Source organism: Bacteroidales bacterium, from assembly GCA_016707785.1.
In the GTDB taxonomy this organism is placed as follows: Bacteria; Bacteroidota; Bacteroidia; order Bacteroidales; family UBA4417; genus UBA4417.
Genome location: JADJGZ010000034.1, coordinates 1 through 17097 on the forward strand (window position 1 = coordinate 1; position 17097 = coordinate 17097).

The 17097-nt window shown below is 40.6% G+C and carries 17 protein-coding genes; 10 read left to right on the forward strand and 7 right to left on the reverse strand.

Going from position 1 to position 17097, the window contains the following annotated elements:
- Positions 1 to 176 precede the first annotated feature (176 nt).
- The 4 genes from IPH84_16055 (at position 177) to IPH84_16070 (ending at position 2648) form a co-directional block, all read left to right on the forward strand.
- Positions 177 to 863, forward strand: a complete 687-nt coding sequence (locus tag IPH84_16055) for a hypothetical protein (GenBank protein ID MBK7174700.1) — start codon at positions 177 to 179, stop codon at positions 861 to 863.
- A gap of 3 nt (positions 864 to 866) precedes the next feature.
- A complete protein-coding gene (locus IPH84_16060; protein MBK7174701.1) occupies positions 867 to 1610 on the forward strand; it encodes a DUF3307 domain-containing protein in 744 nt (247 codons plus the stop codon).
- 276 nt (positions 1611 to 1886) lie between these two features.
- On the forward strand, positions 1887 to 2423 hold the full coding sequence (locus IPH84_16065) for a DUF2975 domain-containing protein (protein ID MBK7174702.1): 537 nt from the start codon (positions 1887 to 1889) through the stop codon (positions 2421 to 2423).
- 3 nt (positions 2424 to 2426) lie between these two features.
- The gene (locus IPH84_16070) at positions 2427 to 2648 is read left to right on the forward strand and encodes a helix-turn-helix transcriptional regulator (GenBank protein ID MBK7174703.1); all 222 of its coding nucleotides are present in this window, start codon (positions 2427 to 2429) and stop codon (positions 2646 to 2648) included.
- 218 nt (positions 2649 to 2866) lie between these two features.
- Here IPH84_16070 and IPH84_16075 read toward each other — a convergent pair whose 3' ends face one another.
- From IPH84_16075 to IPH84_16090, 4 genes are all read right to left on the reverse strand, one after another.
- The gene (locus IPH84_16075) at positions 2867 to 3556 is read right to left on the reverse strand and encodes a fibrobacter succinogenes major paralogous domain-containing protein (GenBank protein MBK7174704.1); all 690 of its coding nucleotides are present in this window, start codon (positions 3554 to 3556) and stop codon (positions 2867 to 2869) included.
- Between the two features lie 309 nt (positions 3557 to 3865).
- Positions 3866 to 4051 (reverse strand): hypothetical protein, encoded by a 186-nt coding sequence (locus tag IPH84_16080; protein ID MBK7174705.1) that lies wholly within the window; start codon positions 4049 to 4051, stop codon positions 3866 to 3868.
- A 15-nt stretch (positions 4052 to 4066) separates the two neighbouring features.
- On the reverse strand, positions 4067 to 4258 hold the full coding sequence (locus IPH84_16085; protein ID MBK7174706.1) for a hypothetical protein: 192 nt from the start codon (positions 4256 to 4258) through the stop codon (positions 4067 to 4069).
- A gap of 807 nt (positions 4259 to 5065) precedes the next feature.
- Positions 5066 to 5347 (reverse strand): hypothetical protein, encoded by a 282-nt coding sequence (locus IPH84_16090; protein ID MBK7174707.1) that lies wholly within the window; start codon positions 5345 to 5347, stop codon positions 5066 to 5068.
- Between the two features lie 572 nt (positions 5348 to 5919).
- On the opposite strand from IPH84_16090, the gene IPH84_16095 reads away from it, so the two are divergent.
- The 4 genes from IPH84_16095 to IPH84_16110 all read left to right on the forward strand — a co-directional run bounded on the left by IPH84_16095 (position 5920) and on the right by IPH84_16110 (position 11303).
- Complete coding sequence (locus tag IPH84_16095) at positions 5920 to 7740, forward strand: ChbG/HpnK family deacetylase (protein MBK7174708.1); 1821 nt, start codon at positions 5920 to 5922, stop codon at positions 7738 to 7740.
- Between the two features lies 1 nt (position 7741).
- A complete protein-coding gene (locus IPH84_16100; protein ID MBK7174709.1) occupies positions 7742 to 9154 on the forward strand; it encodes a glycosyltransferase family 39 protein in 1413 nt (470 codons plus the stop codon).
- 302 nt (positions 9155 to 9456) lie between these two features.
- Complete coding sequence (locus IPH84_16105; GenBank protein ID MBK7174710.1) at positions 9457 to 10218, forward strand: hypothetical protein; 762 nt, start codon at positions 9457 to 9459, stop codon at positions 10216 to 10218.
- 86 nt (positions 10219 to 10304) lie between these two features.
- Entirely contained in the window at positions 10305 to 11303 is a 999-nt protein-coding gene (locus IPH84_16110; GenBank protein MBK7174711.1) for a hypothetical protein, read from the forward strand.
- A gap of 30 nt (positions 11304 to 11333) precedes the next feature.
- Here the strand turns inward: IPH84_16110 and IPH84_16115 are convergent, their stop codons facing one another.
- Positions 11334 to 12629 (reverse strand): MFS transporter, encoded by a 1296-nt coding sequence (locus tag IPH84_16115; GenBank protein MBK7174712.1) that lies wholly within the window; start codon positions 12627 to 12629, stop codon positions 11334 to 11336.
- Between the two features lie 175 nt (positions 12630 to 12804).
- On the opposite strand from IPH84_16115, the gene IPH84_16120 reads away from it, so the two are divergent.
- Positions 12805 to 13011 carry an RNA-binding S4 domain-containing protein gene (locus tag IPH84_16120; GenBank protein ID MBK7174713.1) on the forward strand — a complete coding sequence of 69 codons (207 nt, stop codon included), beginning with the start codon at positions 12805 to 12807 and terminating at the stop codon, positions 13009 to 13011.
- An 858-nt stretch (positions 13012 to 13869) separates the two neighbouring features.
- Entirely contained in the window at positions 13870 to 14751 is an 882-nt protein-coding gene (ygiD, locus tag IPH84_16125) for a 4,5-DOPA dioxygenase extradiol (GenBank protein MBK7174714.1), read from the forward strand.
- 45 nt (positions 14752 to 14796) lie between these two features.
- Here ygiD and IPH84_16130 read toward each other — a convergent pair whose 3' ends face one another.
- Both IPH84_16130 and IPH84_16135 read right to left on the reverse strand, forming a co-directional pair.
- The gene (locus IPH84_16130; protein MBK7174715.1) at positions 14797 to 15777 is read right to left on the reverse strand and encodes a YitT family protein; all 981 of its coding nucleotides are present in this window, start codon (positions 15775 to 15777) and stop codon (positions 14797 to 14799) included.
- A gap of 33 nt (positions 15778 to 15810) precedes the next feature.
- Positions 15811 to 17067 carry a T9SS type A sorting domain-containing protein gene (locus tag IPH84_16135; protein ID MBK7174716.1) on the reverse strand — a complete coding sequence of 419 codons (1257 nt, stop codon included), beginning with the start codon at positions 17065 to 17067 and terminating at the stop codon, positions 15811 to 15813.
- Between the last annotated feature and the right edge of the window lie 30 nt (positions 17068 to 17097).

Sequence of the window (17097 nt, forward strand, 5' to 3'; positions counted from 1 at the left end):
AGAAGGATACAGATCAATCTTCCGGTATTTCAATGAATGGCAGATGGAGATAACCCCTATAGGTTATATAACAATTTTATAACTCTTATAGGTTATAACAATAAAGTATTACCTATTGGAGTTATAAATTAAAATAAAGATATTTGTAGTAAAACAAGTACATAAAAAGGGATAAGATGCTATTACATGCAGTGGTTACAGGCGACCTGGTTAAATCGCGAAAGATATCAGCAACTGATATTCAACCTGTTATTGAGTCGTTAAAAAAAACATTCAATATTATAAATGAAAATTTGCTGGCAGGGGAAGGCAATTTCCAGATATATCGGGGTGACAGTTTTCAGGCATTTGTCCCAAAACCCGAGCTGGCCCTATCAGTGGCTATTATTTTCCGTGCCGGCCTTCGAATGTATGAGCCCTCATCATTAAGTTCAGCAAAAAGCAAAAATGGAAAAACGATCTTGCATTCCTATACTGATGCAAGGGTTGGTATTGGAATTGGTGATGTAAGTTACAAGGCTCAAAAGGCTACAGAATCGCAGGGTGAAGCATTTGTCAATTCCGGCAAAGCATTTGATGGCATGATCAACAGGAATGATTGCCTTGCAATAACTACACCCTGGAACGAAACGAATGAGGAACTGGATGTTACCTGCAAGATGGCAGATGCCCTAATAAAAAAATGGACAGCTTCAACGGCAGAAGCTGTCTACCATCATTTACTTTACGGGAAAAATCAAAAGGAACTTGCGGCCCAGTTTGCGATCACACAGCCTGGTGTGCATAAAAGACTCATGGTATATGGTAATATGGATAGTATGGAAGCCTTTATTAACCGCTTCCAGAAACTAATAATTAAGTAAAAAATGGAGTTATCAAACATTGAGTTATTATTGAGAATATTTGTTGCACATTTTCTGTCCGATTTCGTATTTCAACCCACCTCCTGGGCACAGAAAAAAGACAGCAAAGGGTTAAAATCAACAGCTTTCTGGTATCATATATCAGTTACTCTTGGTGTTTTGGCAATCATGCTGGGCGATTTTCATCTGTGGCCGGTATTTCTGCTGGTTGGTACCGGCCATATCATTACTGACGCAGTAAAACCATTGATTCGTCAAAATACTATCTGGTTGTTTTTAGCCGACCAATTCTTTCATCTGTTAATTATTACCATTGTCTGGTTAGGTTTTACCCATCAATTCCGGATTTTCTGGCTTCAGCTTTCTGAAATGGCAACCCTACATAAAAACTGGTGGATGATACTCTTTTACATTTTACTTAGTATGCCGGCATCGGTTGCCATCGGTAAAATGACCCAAAAATGGAATGATGAACTGGAAAATGAATCAACATTAACCGGGAATAAAGGCCTGAAAGATGCCGGGAAATGGATCGGTATTCTCGAAAGGGTATTGGTGTTTACTTTCATTGTGATCAATCAGTTTAGTGCGATAGGCTTTCTGATAGCAGCAAAATCGGTTTTTCGCTTCGGGGATCTCAGTAAATCATCGGATCATAAGAAAACAGAATACATTATCATTGGTACTTTATTAAGCTTTTCCTGTGCAATAGCAGCAGGTTTAATATTCAAAATGATCATTATCTGATATGACGTTTTTTACCGGTTCGCCCGGAAATAGTGCCGGGAAGTTCATAATTGCAGGCTGGTTGGAGTCAGTGGCTTAAGGCTAAACTGCGGATCTATAAACAATGAAATCAAAATACAATCAATTACACTAACCTTGAATACTGATATTCAGTAATAGTTTTTTGAAGCGTCCTGATATTAGTCGCCAAATATTTTTTTTGATTATTATTATTTATTTATCGTTTATCAATAAATATTTATTATTTTTGTCGCCTAATCTTAAAACATTATCCCTATGGCTAAAACTAACAAATTCATATTTATTGTGCTACATATAGTTGCCTGGCTCATTTTCGTTGGCTTATCTATTGAAGCCGGAGGATTGATTGTAAATTTTATTTACAGCCTGTTCAAACCCGAAGTCATCAAACACCTCTACCAGAAGCTGGACTTAAGTGAGATGTACCAACGCAGTGAGGGGGCCTATTACAGTATTTACAGCCTTATCCTGGTCATCTCATTTTTGAAGGCATACCTGTTTTATATTGTCATCATGCTCCTGCTTAAACTTGATTTGGCGAAACCCTTCAGTAACTACGTTTCAAAACAGATCTCCCTTTTAAGTTATTATACCCTTTCCATCGGGCTCATCAGTTACATCGCCCGTCAATTCTCAAGTCAATTGGAGCATCGGGGCTTTGAAATCGATATCTTAAACCAGTTCTGGGCCGATAGCCAGGCGTTTATCTTAATGGCTGCAGTGATCTATGTTATTGCAACCATTTTCGCAAAGGGAGTTGAACTACAGAATGAAAACGATTTAACCGTATAAGCCATGTCAATCATTGTAAATTTGGATGTGATGATGGCAAAGCGGAAGATCTCCCTGAATGAACTTTCGGAAAGGGTTGACCTGACATTATCGAATCTATCCATCTTAAAAACCGGAAAGGCAAAAGCCATTCGTTTTACTACCCTGGATGCTATTTGCAAAGCCCTCGACTGCCAACCGGGTGACATCCTGGAGTATGTTCACGAGGAAAAAATCACACCCTAGTTTTTCCTTTCTGCAGCATGATTCTTAGAAACCTGTCGGATGACCGGAATATTAGTTTCCTGATATGGAAATATGTCAGGCAAGGAGATCATTGATATTTTGATTTGATCTGATTCCCATCCTTAATAATGCACTCTTCAAGGTGACAAGCATAGTAACACCTTTGTGCAAAAAAACACATCTAAATATCAAAGAAAGGATTTATTTTTTGTATCAGGTTAGTCCATGATACATCTCACTGATAGTCCGTCTTTAGGACTATAGCAGGCACGATTAACATAATTCTCATTAAACATTAATTGCCTTGGGAAATCGCCTGTGGTTGTAGCAACAATAATATCAGTCCAAAAATACGCACTACTGCCAATTTCAGCGAATGATGCATCTCCCGGATTTCGTTTTCCCCCGGGAAGAGCTGTGAATCCCGTGCTATTAGTGGCTCCAGCGTTGGTTGGCTTCCAATGTTCTGTTCCTTGCTCCCTCAGTTTATACCCTCCTTCAAAATCTAAAAATGATACCAGGGTACGCCATTCGTCCTCGGTTGGAGTATGCCATCCCTGGGGACAAAGGCCTCGCGGATCTTTTGCTGCATACAGATTGTATAAACAACCATATATAGGAATGTTGTTTGTATCGTTATTGTAACAACACCATGCACCACTCTCACTATAGAACCAGTCACTATCTTTTAGAATAGGCTCCACTGGATCTCCATTACGGTAATGAGTAACCTTCAGGTTTTGTTTCAACCAAACCTGAGTACCAATATGGATTGTATCGTACTTGTTTCCATCGATATCTATTACTTTGAATACCTGAGGATCATCAGTGCTGGATTTTTCACAGCCAATGAGAAAAAGAAAAATAGCTGCAAGACAAAAAAAGTGAATAAAAGAGAATTTTTTCATGGAATATTTAGATTAATGGGGTTTCTATACATTGAATTGTGAAAGATATAAAAATATGATATTTCTAACATTAAAATATTCTTAGCCTTAAATCCACTCTACTGACAACATATGCAGACTGGACTGATCAACTGCAGTTCTTATGAAAGATAGCGCCTGTTATTATTTTGAATAACCTATTATTTCTCAACTTTTGCCAACATTATAACCTGGGTAATACGCACTTCCGGAACTTTTCTTACTCAGCTTTGTTTCTCAATATCATAAGTTATATTTCACGCTCTGTATATGCAAAAGAAAATCATCATCCTAACCATCCCCGGCATTGGAACCCAGAAAGAGGGATATGCTGAGAAACTTAAGAGCGGTATTCAGTTCTATGCTGAAGATACCAACCTGGATGGAAACTTCGAACTCATTGAATGCCGTCCCTTTGCTCATACGCATATTGATGAGAACCAGATGGATATGTACAACCGGATGGAGGAGATTCATGACCTTGGCGGGGTACTAGGTCTCAGGAAATTCGTCATGCAAGCCTTTGGTGATGCCGTTACTTTTGAGAGAAACCCGATGCATCCAAATAGTGTCTATCGGAATATTCATCACTTCCTGAAAGAAACCATTGAAGAAGCCAACCGCATTAAGAAATCCTATGATGATGCCATACTGGTGGTTGTCTGCTCCTCCATGGGAGCGCACGTGCTGTCAAGCTATATCTGGGATGCCGACCATCACCAGGGTATCTTCGAAAGGGAGCATGCAAATGCTGAAAATAACCTTGAGAACCTGCGATACATGGTAACTGTTGGCTGCAATATTCCTCTTTTCGTTTCAGGCTATCCAGAAAACCAAATTATTCCTTTTAAAGTGCGAAATCCCCGGTTTGAATGGGATAATTATTTTGACAAAAATGATGTTTTAGGATGGCCATTGCAGCCTCTGAGTGCCGGTTACCAGACAATGGTTCGGGATCATGAGATCAATACCGGCTTATCTGTTGGGTCGCATGTAAGATACCTCGGGCATAAAAACTTTACGAAACCTTTTACTGAGAAACTCATCAAGCTTACAGAGGATCTTCACTGTGGTTTTATTCCTTTTTTTTTTTCTGAGGTTTTTTGGTTTTTTTCTTTTTTTTACTTTTTGTTGGGTCCCTTTTTCTGTTTGTGTTCCCTCTGTCGGTTTTTCCCCCTCAAATTCCTCCCCCCCCTAAATAACAAAAAACAATTCCAATTCCCTTCCTTTCTTCAAAGTGTTTTCTCTTTCCCTTTTTTCTTTTTTCCTCTTTTCGCTTCGGGGGCCTTAGTTTCCCCCCCCGCTTCCCTTTCCTTTTTTATTGGTCCCCGCCTGTTGGTCGGGTTTTTTTTCCCCCCCCCCCGGTCCCCGTACTTACCTTTCTTTCCCCTCCCCCCTCCCCCTTCTTTGAAGAGACAAATCGGCCTAGGTTTCTCTTTGGGGTTTCCCCCCCTTACCTATCTTTCTTTCTTTTCTCTTAAACCCCCCCCGTTACTCTCTTGGGGGCCTTGGTTTCTCCCTTTTTTTTTTCCCCCCCCCCCCAACCCCTTTTTTAAAATGGGCCAGTTTCCTCTTTTTTCTTTTAGGGCGGTTTCCTAAAAACTTTCCCGGCCCCTTTTTTTTTCTGTTGTTTTCTTTCTTCCCTTTCCCCCCTTTTTTTTTAAGAACTTCCAAATTCTTCTTTTTGGGTGCCCTCTTCCTCGCCTTCTGTTTGGTTTTGGTCGTAGGGCGGTGTGTTCCCTTTCCCCCTTTTCCCTTCCCCACTTTTCCCAAAAGTTTCTTTCCCGTTTGGGTCTGGGCCGGTGTTTCCCCCCCCCCCTCCCCCCCCCCCCCCTCCCCTTGTCCCCCGGGGGGGGTTTAGGGGCCCCCCCCTGTGTCCGTTTTTTCCGGGGGGCCGGGGGGGCGGTAGAATATTTCGGCTTATTGATTTTGTACACGATTGAATTGTGCATAATTACAAATCTATCAGTTTCCATCCGCGTAACAATCCGTCCGCCAGCCGGCGGATTCGCGTTCCATTTGCCGAGCCTGTTTGAGTGAGGAGTGCTGGGTGCTGAGTGCTGGGTGCTGGGTGCTGAGTGCTGAGTGCTGGGTGCTGGGTGCTGGGTGCTGAGTGCTGGGTGCTGGGAGCCTTCGGCTCTGAGTGATGGGGATTCAGTATTTAGGGTTTTTCATTTTTCATTTTTCATTTTTCATTTTTCATTTTTCATTTTTCATTTTTCATTTTCATGCTTATTTTCATTTTCATTTTGGATTTTACATTTTGCATTTCCCATTTTACATTTTCCCTTAACTTTACTCCATAATCCCACACTTCTCTTCTATTCAATTATTCCAACCTTTCAATGAAAAATCTTCTTTTAGTAGCCTTCCTTTGTCTTTCCATTGCCGGTTGTGCCCAGCAACCCCCTCCCCGACTCATCATCAGGGCCGATGACATGGGATCCAGCCATTCTGCCAATCTTGCCTGCATCGAAACCGCCAGGAAAGGCATTGTTACCACAATAGAAGTGATGGCGGTTACTCCCTGGTTCCCCGAAGCCGTAACCTTGCTTGCAGAAAATCCGGATATTGAAGTCGGACTTCACCTTACCCTTACCAGCGAATGGGACCTGGTAAAATGGGGACCGCTCACTGACTGCCCTAATCTCAGGGATAAGAACGGGTATTTCTTCCCCCGCTTAAAGGCAAATACATATTACCCCGGCCAATCCGTGGCAGAACAGCCTTGGACCCTTGCAGAAATTGAGAAAGAATTCAGGGCACAGATTGAACTGGCTCTCAGGAATATCCCACAACTTAGTCATCTTACAGGACATATGGGTTCCATCGGTCTGAATAAGGAGGTGGCTGAAATGACCTTACGACTCGCCAGGGAATATCATCTCAGCCTGGTTGATGATAACCCCGAAACCAATTATGATATTATTGACTCAGGATATCCCGGAACGCATCATTCCTATACCGAAAAGGAAGCATCATTCCTAAGTCTTCTCGATGGGATGGAAGCCGGTAAAACTTATTGTTTCCTTGAGCATCCGGCTTACGACAATGCAGAAATGCAGGGCATACATCACAAAGGATATGAAAATGTAGCTTCTGATCGTCAAGGGGTTACCGATCTTTTTACTTCTGAAAAAGTCAGCACTGCCATCAAACAGAAAGGCATTCAGTTAGTAGGATTTAATGAGGTAGTAAATGCACTTCCCCGGAGCACTCCCCAGGCAGAAAATATGAACCCCACTGCCATAACAAAATACCTGGAAGCCGTGAAGACCCAGAAACAGGAACTTCATAGCCTCATGGTATTAAGGCATGGGAAAGTGGTAGCTGAGCATTGGTTTGGTGAACATTCGGCACAAAAGAAGCATGTGATGTGGTCGGTTAGTAAATCATTTACTTCAGCAGCTATAGGATTTGCCGTAAATGAGAAAAAACTAAAAGTTTCGGATAAGGTAATCTCCTTTTTCCCGGATGATTTGCCTGCTGTAATGACACCAAATCTTGAAAATCTTGAAATCAGGCATCTCCTGACGATGACTACCGGACATGCAACAGAACCCGCAGTTGATACATTACCCGGGAATGAGAATTGGGTCAGGGTTTTCCTGGGGACGCCCCTTGCTTATGAACCCGGAACTTATTACACTTATAACAGTATCGCTACTTATATGCTTTCAGCTATCATAAAAAAGGTTTCAGGAGAAGACTTGCTGGATTACCTGTACCCAAGGCTTTTCAGACCATTGGGAATTACAGGTGCAACCTGGGACAAATCACCACAGGGTATTGCATTAGGAGGTTGGGGTTTGTCGCTCAGGACAGAAGATATGGCAAAATTCGGACAATTCATGCTCCAGAAAGGGGCCTGGAAAGGTGAGCAACTCCTGCCTGAAGCCTGGTTTGAAGAAGCCACCCGCTCATACAACAACCAGGGGCCTGCCTGGGCCAAAACAGCGAAAGTAAAAGATAGCGACTGGCTGCAAGGCTATGGTTATCAACTCTGGCGGTGCAGGCATAATGCCTACAGGGCTGATGGAATGGTCGGACAGTTTATTATTGTTATCCCTGACAAAGATGCCGTAGTTGTAACAACAGCCAATATCCCGGATATGCAGGCAGAGATTAACCTGATTTGGAAGTATATTTTACCCGCTTTTAAATAACATGAGAAGCTATTCGAGTTACAAAGTCCTGTTCACTGATATAAGGTTCTGGATCTTGATTTTCTTTCTGATCCGTTTGATTGGAATCACAAATCCACCACTGGAGATTGGACATAACTGGAGACAATGTCTCACCAATATGGTAGCCAGGAATTTCCTGGAAACAGATGCCAATATACTATATCCAAGGATAGATATGGGTGGCAATCGAACAGGGATCATAGGTACAGAATTTCCCTTATTTAACTACCTCATCTACCTGGTTTCACTGCTTTTCGACTATACTCACTGGTATGGCAGGCTTATAAACCTGGTAGTTTCAAGTATTGGAATTTATTACTTCAGCAAACTGGTAGAATTGTTAACTGACAAAAAAACAGCCCTGTATTCAGGAATTATTTTGTTATCCTCCATCTGGTTTGCTTTTTCAAGGAAAATAATGCCTGATACTTTCAGTGTTGCCCTCGTCATCATCGGGCTTTATGCTGGATTCCAGTTTCTTCTGACAGGAAAAGCCCGGAGCCTTATTTTTTACTTCTTTTTTATCACACTGGGTATGTTATGCAAGATCCCGGCATTAAGCCTGGTTTCTGTCGTTGGTTTAGTACTGATTATCAAGCAGATAGAAATAACCAGAAAGATTCTCATTGTATCTGTCACAGCCTTAAGTGTCCTGGTAGTCAGCAGTTGGTATTTCTATTGGGTTCCCTACCTGGTAGATACCTATCGATACCAGTTATATTTTCCGAAAGGGTTTGCAGAAGGGTTTATGGAAATAACCCCGTTAATCCCTGAATTCCTTGAGAAGTTCTATTTCAGTTCCCTGAATTCTTACATAGCTTTCGGATTTTTCCTGGCAGGAATATTCTTTCTTATCCGGAAAAACAACCTTTTACTAAATTCAGGCTTACTGGTGATTACCGGCATCTTCCTCGTTTTTACTTTGAAAACTGGTTCCGTATTTCCATTACATAACTATTATATTATTCCGTTTACTCCAATTATGGCTTTCATAGCAGGATTCGGACTAAAACAAATTCCAGGCAAATTCGGCATATTTATACTCCTCCTTATAGCCATTGAAGGGATTGCCAACCAGCAACATGACTTCTTTATCAATAAAAAGGAAACTTACAAACCCGGACTGGAACAAATCGTCCAAAAGCATATTCCGGAGCAACAAAAAATCCTGATCAATGGCGGTCCTTCTCCCCAGGAAATTTACTTCGCTCACAGGAAAGGCTGGACCTCAGATAACTCCATCCTGTCCGTACCAAAACTTGATAGTTTGGCAAAGTTGGGTGCAGCTTTCCTGGTGATAAATAAACATACCTATCCTGATCATTTTGGATACTACCCTTTGATATTTGATGATAACGACTACTCCATTTACCGCTTGAAGAAAAATAATTAATGCGAAATTGATGATATTTTTAAATTCGAAAAATTCTCGCACCAAATAATTTTCTTCCCCTGATACTGATATTCGAATAAATTGTAAATTCCGTTAATTTTTATGAATTATTGTCAAGTCGCTTCAGATTTATGCAATGCTATAATTCCGAAAATCAGAAATACCTATGAACAAGTCAAGGTCCTTTTTAGTTTAAATGACCATAATTTGTTCTACTCTTTCTGCTTGTCATACTAATTTCCTACTTATTTCAACCTTATACTTCATCCTGCATATTATTTCAATCATTAAAACCCTTACCAATGAAAAACAAAATTTTAGTTATCATTCTGCTTATGGGCTTTACAGCTCATAATGCCATCAGCCAGGTAGAAATCAAGTATTTCAAAGGCCAGAAACAAACCATGGAATTCGATTTCTTCCAGGGACCTGATGCTGCTGATTTCGGTACAACCTTCAAAGGATTCGGAAGCCTTGGAAATACTTTCGAAAAATCGATGATTTCCATTGATGGGAAGTATCTTGGTTTGTTTGCCAATCTAGGTTATTCCATTCGTTATTATCGTTTCCAGGAAAACCTGAAATTCAGCCTAAACGAAGGTGTCACCAACTATGAGATCGTGAAAAACCCGGATTATGAATTCACTAATAAATTCTTCAGCTGGAGTAAAAACAAGATGGTGATTGGATACCTGCTTGTACCGGTTGGAATTGACATTAAAACAAAATATGCAGATGTGAGGTTACAGGCTTCTTATACCCGCTACATTGCAGGTAAGCATAAAGTTAAATATGTTGATCCGGATGATGAATTTGAACAGCGCGGAAAAGTATTCCTTGGCTTCCTGGTGGCAGATGAGAAAGAAAAATACAAAACCCCGAATAGTGACTTTAAGGAATTCAACCTGAATAAAAACAATGTGACAGCTGCTTTTGAAATCATCCCAAAGAAAGAAGGAAAACGCATGTTTGGAATTGGTTTCCGGTATGATGTCCTGCCACTGTTTGTGGATGGGAAAGGTCCTGAAATTCATGAAGTAGCCATTTATCTTACATCGTATTAAAAGAAAAAATCCTTCATCAACCTATTTTTGTTCCTTTTACGAAATCGAATATGAGGATTTGTGTCAGCTTATTTTTTGTCAGTGCCTTGGTATTTGCATCCAAGGCTTATAGCCAGCCAGACTGGAAAAAGTATGAGTATCCTGACCAGAAATTCAACATCAGTTTTCCGCAAGTGCCTGAATTCGAGATAGACACCTCGGATTTCAACGGCAGTTTTCTGTATGATTATTTTTGGGGAACAAGCATAGATGATGAAAATCAGCCAAATACCTATTACAGTGTAGGACTGATCTCCTATCCGCCTGAATACATACATTCAGATTCAGCACTAGACTTAGTTGAAGGATTCATCAATTCTTCTCAAACCAGTTTGGAAGAAGATGAAGACTATATAAAAATTTATTCCCAACTCATTGAATTTAAAGGATATCCAGGCAAGATTTTCAGATGGAAAAATAAATCATCTGATGCTTGCCTGGAATTCCGGGTATTCCTGGTGCAAAACCACCTTTTTGAATTGATTTTGGTTACACGGGCTGGAAGCTATTTCAACAAGGAGGGCACAAATTTCTTTAATTCATTTGAGTTAAACGGCTTAGAAGATGGGACGTTTATTGTACCCATGGTTGAAGCAAATAACCGACTGAAAATTGACTTCCCTGGAACTGCCACAACACAAAACCAACTTGTAGATTCCCCATATGGTAAGCTGAATCTCGATATGAAAATTTATGAACCGAAAGACGAATCAGATGTGATGGTTTACATATCCATGGAAACAATCTACCCCGAAGGATCCATCAATCCCTCTGATTCCTACGATTTGAATTCATTCTATAAAAGTTCCATTGACGGTTCCATGGCATCTGTGAATGCCCAGCTCATATCAATAACTGATATTGAATATAAAGGCCATCCTGGCAAGGAATATCGATGTTATTACGGCGATGGTATTGCTTTAATGAATTATCGATTGTTTTATATTGATGATCATTTTTACACATTTGGTGTAATAACAACTCCTAAGAAAGAAGGAAATAAAACTGCTAAAAGATTTTTGAATTCTTTCTCGATCAACGATTAGCTAAGAAAAATAGTAAGACTCAATTGAAGTCTAATCCAGAACTTCCAGTGATACCTTTTCCACTTTGGTCAAATCCTTTTCATAGAAAAAAGAACCGGCAAAGAATAAAGCAGCGGCAACCATCAATGCAATAGGCAGCAGGCTGAAAGCTGTCTGGATATTATATGCATCAGAAATGGCACCCATTACGATTGGACCCATTGAAGCGCCCAAAAGGTTCTGTATGACTACTGCAATGGCATAGGAAATGGCTCTCATCCCGGCATGCACTACATCCTGGGTTACGGCAGCTGCGGCTGAAATAAAAGCTGTTACTGATATACCTACAGAAAGTAGTATCATGTACTGCATTTCTCCTGAAAATACACTAAAAGCCAGGAACATCAGGCAGGCGGATAATAAAGTGGTAATAGTTGGTAACAGGAGCCTTGCATTTACCCGTGATTTCCTCCATCGGTCGGTGATATACCCTCCAAGTGGTGCACCAATGATGGCCACCAGTAAGACAGCACTTGACATTAAACCTGCTTTGCTTTCAGGAATCCCCTGTACCCTGTGGAAATAGGTTGGCAACCAGGTAAGCAATGAAGTTGTTGTGAATACTACACCCGCCATTCCGAAATAGGTGAACATCAGGGAAGGTTTTTGAATAAATTCAATGAACATATCCCGAATGGACATTTTTACTTTCTTATGTTCAGGAGTATTAGATTCCTCCTTTACAAGGCTGATTGTTTTGTAGTCTTTTACAAAGAAGAAAAGGATTGCAATAAAAAGTCCTGGTATCGCTACAATCCCAAGCGCATGTCTCCAACCCCATTGGGTGGCGATGATACCTCCGACAGCTACACCTATAGCACTTCCCAAAGGGATGGATGCATTCCATAGTCCCATCATCCATGAACGTTTTTCGACAGGGTACAAGGCTGAGATCATAGCTGATCCTCCCGGGGCATAACCGGCTTCACCCACACCAATCACTGAGCGAGCATAAAAGAGATGCCTGAAATTCAGGGAGAAGGCACCCAATCCTGTGGCCACACTCCACACCAGAGCCATCATTCCGATGGTTTTGCGCCGACTCCAACGGTCGACAAGAATAGATATGGGAAAGGTAAAAAGTACAATAGACCAATAAACAGCCGATACCAACATCCCACATTGAGTATCAGTCAGACCCCAGTCAGTTTTCAGAAAAGGAAACAAGGAAGTGATTACCATCCTGTCGACATAATCAAACATGTACAGCAGGAATAACAGGGCGAAAATATAATTTGTGTACTTTCGGGTAAAAAGGTAACCTCCAGGAACAATTTTGTCTTTCATAGCATTACTTTTTGATGCTTAATATGTGACCTATTGCTGCAATTTCTCATGCCTTTATCTTACGAAAATATCTTAATTTTTTAATATTTCCAATTCTGAAGAAATTTTGACCTGAATATTCTTGTAAGTAAAGGCTTACCTTTGTTTTTTTGAATCCATTAAAAACCAATTCAACATGGAATTTCATCTGGAAAACCAGGAGTTCATAGAACTGATCAAACTGCTAAAACTCATGGGACTGGTAGATTCAGGGAGTGAAGCAAAATTGGTTGTGGAGATGGGAAAGGTAAAAGTCAATGAGCAGGTAGAATTCCGCAAGAGAAACAAGATCAGAAGCGGTGACAAAGTGGAATATGCTGGTAATACTATTGTTGTGAAATGAGTGCTGGGTGCTGAGTGCTGAGTGCCCCGAAGGGGAGCCTTGGGCTGTGAGTTTTAGATTTCGGATATCTAATTGCGGATTGCGGATTTGGCAGGCTTCAAAATGTTAAATATTGAACACAAAACTCTAAATCAATAAGTTAGAATTTACTTTTTCATTTAATATTTAGTGTTGATTATTTGTTATTCCTTTTTGCCCACAAGATCGAAAATGGTTGACTGATTTGGATTCCAATAGCCTGGCCAGGTGCTGAGTGCTGGCCGGGTGCCCCGATGAGGAGCCTTGGGCTGTGAGTTTTAGATTTCGGATATCTAATTGCGGATTGCGGATTTGGCAGGCTTCAAAATGTTAAATATTGAACACAAACTCAAATCAATAAGTTAGAATTTACTTTTCATTTAATTTTAGTGTTGATTATTTGTTATTCCTTTTGCCCACAAGATCGAAAAATGGTTGACTGATTTGGATTCCAATAGGCCCAGGTGCTGAGTGCTGTGTGCTGGTGCTGAGGGGAGCCTTTGGCTCTGGCTGGAAAAAGATCCAAGATTTATCCACCATCTGGCGGACCAAGTTCCAAGCCGCCTGACCGAATGGAAAAAATCATATTGAGAGTATAGCTTTCAGTCGGGCAGGTCCCTAAGATCCAAAATCCAACATTAAACATCAGACATCAAACATTAGACATCCGACATCCCCAATCCGCAATCCGCAATCCGCAATTAACATCCCAAATTAGACATCCAACATCAAACTCCGACATCAAACCAGACATCAAACATCAGACATCCGACATCCCACATCATTAGACATCAAACTTATTCCCCATTCCCTTGTTTTAAGAGCAGACAGATCAACACTATGGATCGTAAGAACTTCCTTAAAACGCTGGCCATTATTCCTTTTGCAGGATATACTATGAAATTAAGTCAATTTGATACATTCACAAATTCCCTGAATTCGACTGATACCATGCCATTGCTTTTTGCCGGGCATGGAAGTCCAATGAATGCCATCGAGCAAAATGAATTCACTGAAAAATGGGCAGAATTAGGTAATACCCTACCTGTCCCTAGAGCCATCCTTTGTATATCAGCACATTGGGAGACTCAGGGTACTTATATTACCGCCATGGAAAAGCCAAGGACAATTCATGATTTTGGTGGGTTTCCTGAAGAATTGTTTGCTGTGGAATATCCCGCTCCCGGTGATCCAAGGCTGGCATCAGAAACAGCTTCGTTATTTGAAGATAACAAAGCCGGATTAGACTTAAAATGGGGACTGGACCATGGAACATGGAGTGTAGTTAAAAATATGTACCCTGAAGCGAATGTTCCCGTTATCCAGATGAGCCTTGATTATACAAAATCTCCTGCGGAACATTATCAGTTGGCAAGGCAAATATCTGTTCTCAGGAAAAAAGGAATTCTTATTATGGGTAGTGGAAATATGGTGCATAATTTGGGGATGCTTGACTGGCAACATCCTGACTCAGGAAGCGATTGGGCCCTTGAAGCAAATGATCTCTTTAAAACTTTAATTCTTGAGAATGGTGATCATAAACTTATTGATTATCGAAGTTTAGGTAAAGCTGTTCAATTGGCGGTGCCTTCTCCCGAACATTACCTGCCCCTTCTTTATATACTGGGGCTGAAAGACACCAATGACCGGATCAGTTTCTTCAATGATAAGGCAGTAATGGGTTCCTTGACCATGACTTCATTACAAATTGAAAATAGATAAATCCACTGATTTTCAGTATAGTAAGTTAAATTACATTGAACATGCTCAATACTTCAGAGGTCTTTTCTTGATCATTCCTCCTTTAGTATCCTTCAAGCTTGTGGTAACAACAAATGCATTTGGGTCAATCTTTTCAATTGCAGTATTTAATTTATTCAATTCCAATCGGGTAACCACAGTATAAATAATCTCCGTATCCCTGGTCTCCCCAAGTTTCCCATACCCTCTTTTTCCATTGTAAACAGTGACTCCTTTACCCATTTGTTCAATAATCATAATCCTGATCTCCTCACTATGGGCAGTTACAATGGTAACCCCATGGTATTCTTCAATTCCTTCGATAATAAAATCCAATGTCTTGGAAGCAGCCAGGTAGGTGAGTAAAGAATAAAGGGCAATTTCAACTGACAACAGCCAGGCTGCAACTGAAAATATTAAAACATTGACAATAAGGATGATATCTCCAACTGTAGCACCTACTTTTTTACTGATATAGATAGCAAATATTTCTGTACCATCAATCACAGCGCCTCCCCGGATGGACAGACCAATTCCAGCGCCGAGGAAAAATCCTCCAAAAACAGCAACTAAAAGGTTGTCTTTCGTCACATCCGGGAAACTGACGGTTGCAACAACCAATGCCAACCCCATGATAGCAATTCCAGTTTTTATTACAAAGCTCTTCCCAAGGATATGATAGCCTAATACGATAAAAGGGAGATTAACGATGAAAATCAGCAGGTATAAAGGAACGGGACTTAAAGCTGAAATTAGCAATGAAATCCCCATCGCTCCACCATCAATAAAATTATTCGTCAGCAGGAAGCCTTTCAATCCAAAGGCTGCAGAGAAAATCCCAAGCGTTACCAGGATAATATCCTTAATAGCCCTGAAAATGGTGATTCTAAGAACACGGTATCCTTTCGCAAGGGCAAAACTTGAATAAACCCCGGAAGTTTCACTTTCAGATTTCTTTTTGTTCCGGAGTACAGATTGGATGACTATTTGAGTCCAAAGAGGATTCATAGGCTTTAGTCTTGATTAAATGCAGAGATAAAGTTAAACCTTAATGATCTTAAAAAACTCCATTTTCGATCCGTATATTGTTAAAATATACATACCTGCAGGAAAAGATCGGAGTGAAAGTTTTGTGAATTCATTCCTGATTTTTCCACGGGTCAATGATTTGCCGGAGGTTGATAACAAACGATAATCCTTTCCGATCATACGGGACTCACAGACAATAAAGACTTTATCACCGGTTAAATTGGGATAAACCGTAAAAGGTGCTGCCATTTCATTCTCAGGATACCCGGAATTTAAATGCTGAAGGTAATACCCTAAATATGCACTCAGGTCAAGGGTATGCAAAGCCTGTGGGATGGTCATAACCGGTGGCTGAGAAAATCGTTCATTCGTGATATAATACTTCAATCCGTTCTGACCAGCAATTCCTTCTACCTGGTGGAACGGAAGGTTCAGTCCAAGCTTCCTCTTGTTTCCTCCAAAAAATTGATCACCCTGAAAGTCATACAGCAAGTACACGAAAGGTTGCAGCAATGAACTATACCCGCATAAAACAACCAGGTTCTTATCTTCCAGGTAGGTTGACCCGGTTATCAGACCACCCACATTCGCACTTTCCCTGAACCGGGCAGTATAACTTCCGGCTTCCTTAGGCAAAACATAAATACTCGTTTGATTATCAAGCCATTGCTTTGTAAAAAGGTAAATGCTATCTGATGAAACAATCATCGCTTCACAATCAAAATTAGTATTATTGAGTCCGGTTGGCAGAAAATTTACCTGGTTAGAATAGGAAAAATTGATGGTTTCTATTTCTGTTGTCCCGGAAATTAGTGAAGCCTTGCTAATCTTATGAATTTTCAGGTCGGTCCGGTTACCATTCTGATTGTTACCAAAGTCCCCGATATAGAAATAATCAACATCCTGGCTAAGTTCTTCCCAATCGATATTACTTAGACCAACAAGCGGATATTCACCCATGATTGAGGCATTGAGCGTATCCAGGCAATATAACCTGATGTCTGAATTGTCATTGTGAGTCCAAAGGCAGTCATTCCAATCACTTAAACCCGAACTTTCTGAAAGGCTGGAAGAAAGGTCAATAGTTACTGTAGCCATAACAGAGGCTGAAGCATACAGGCAACTTCCATCATTTTGGGTGGCATTCGGATTATAATTGTTAGCAAGTGGATCTGTGCACCCGAGGACCTGGGCCTGTATCCTTACAGAAGAGAATAACAGCAAAGGCATCATCAATGCGTATAAAATGCTCAAACTGTATATTTTCATGGTCATGAAAGAGATTTCAATAGTTTCTAT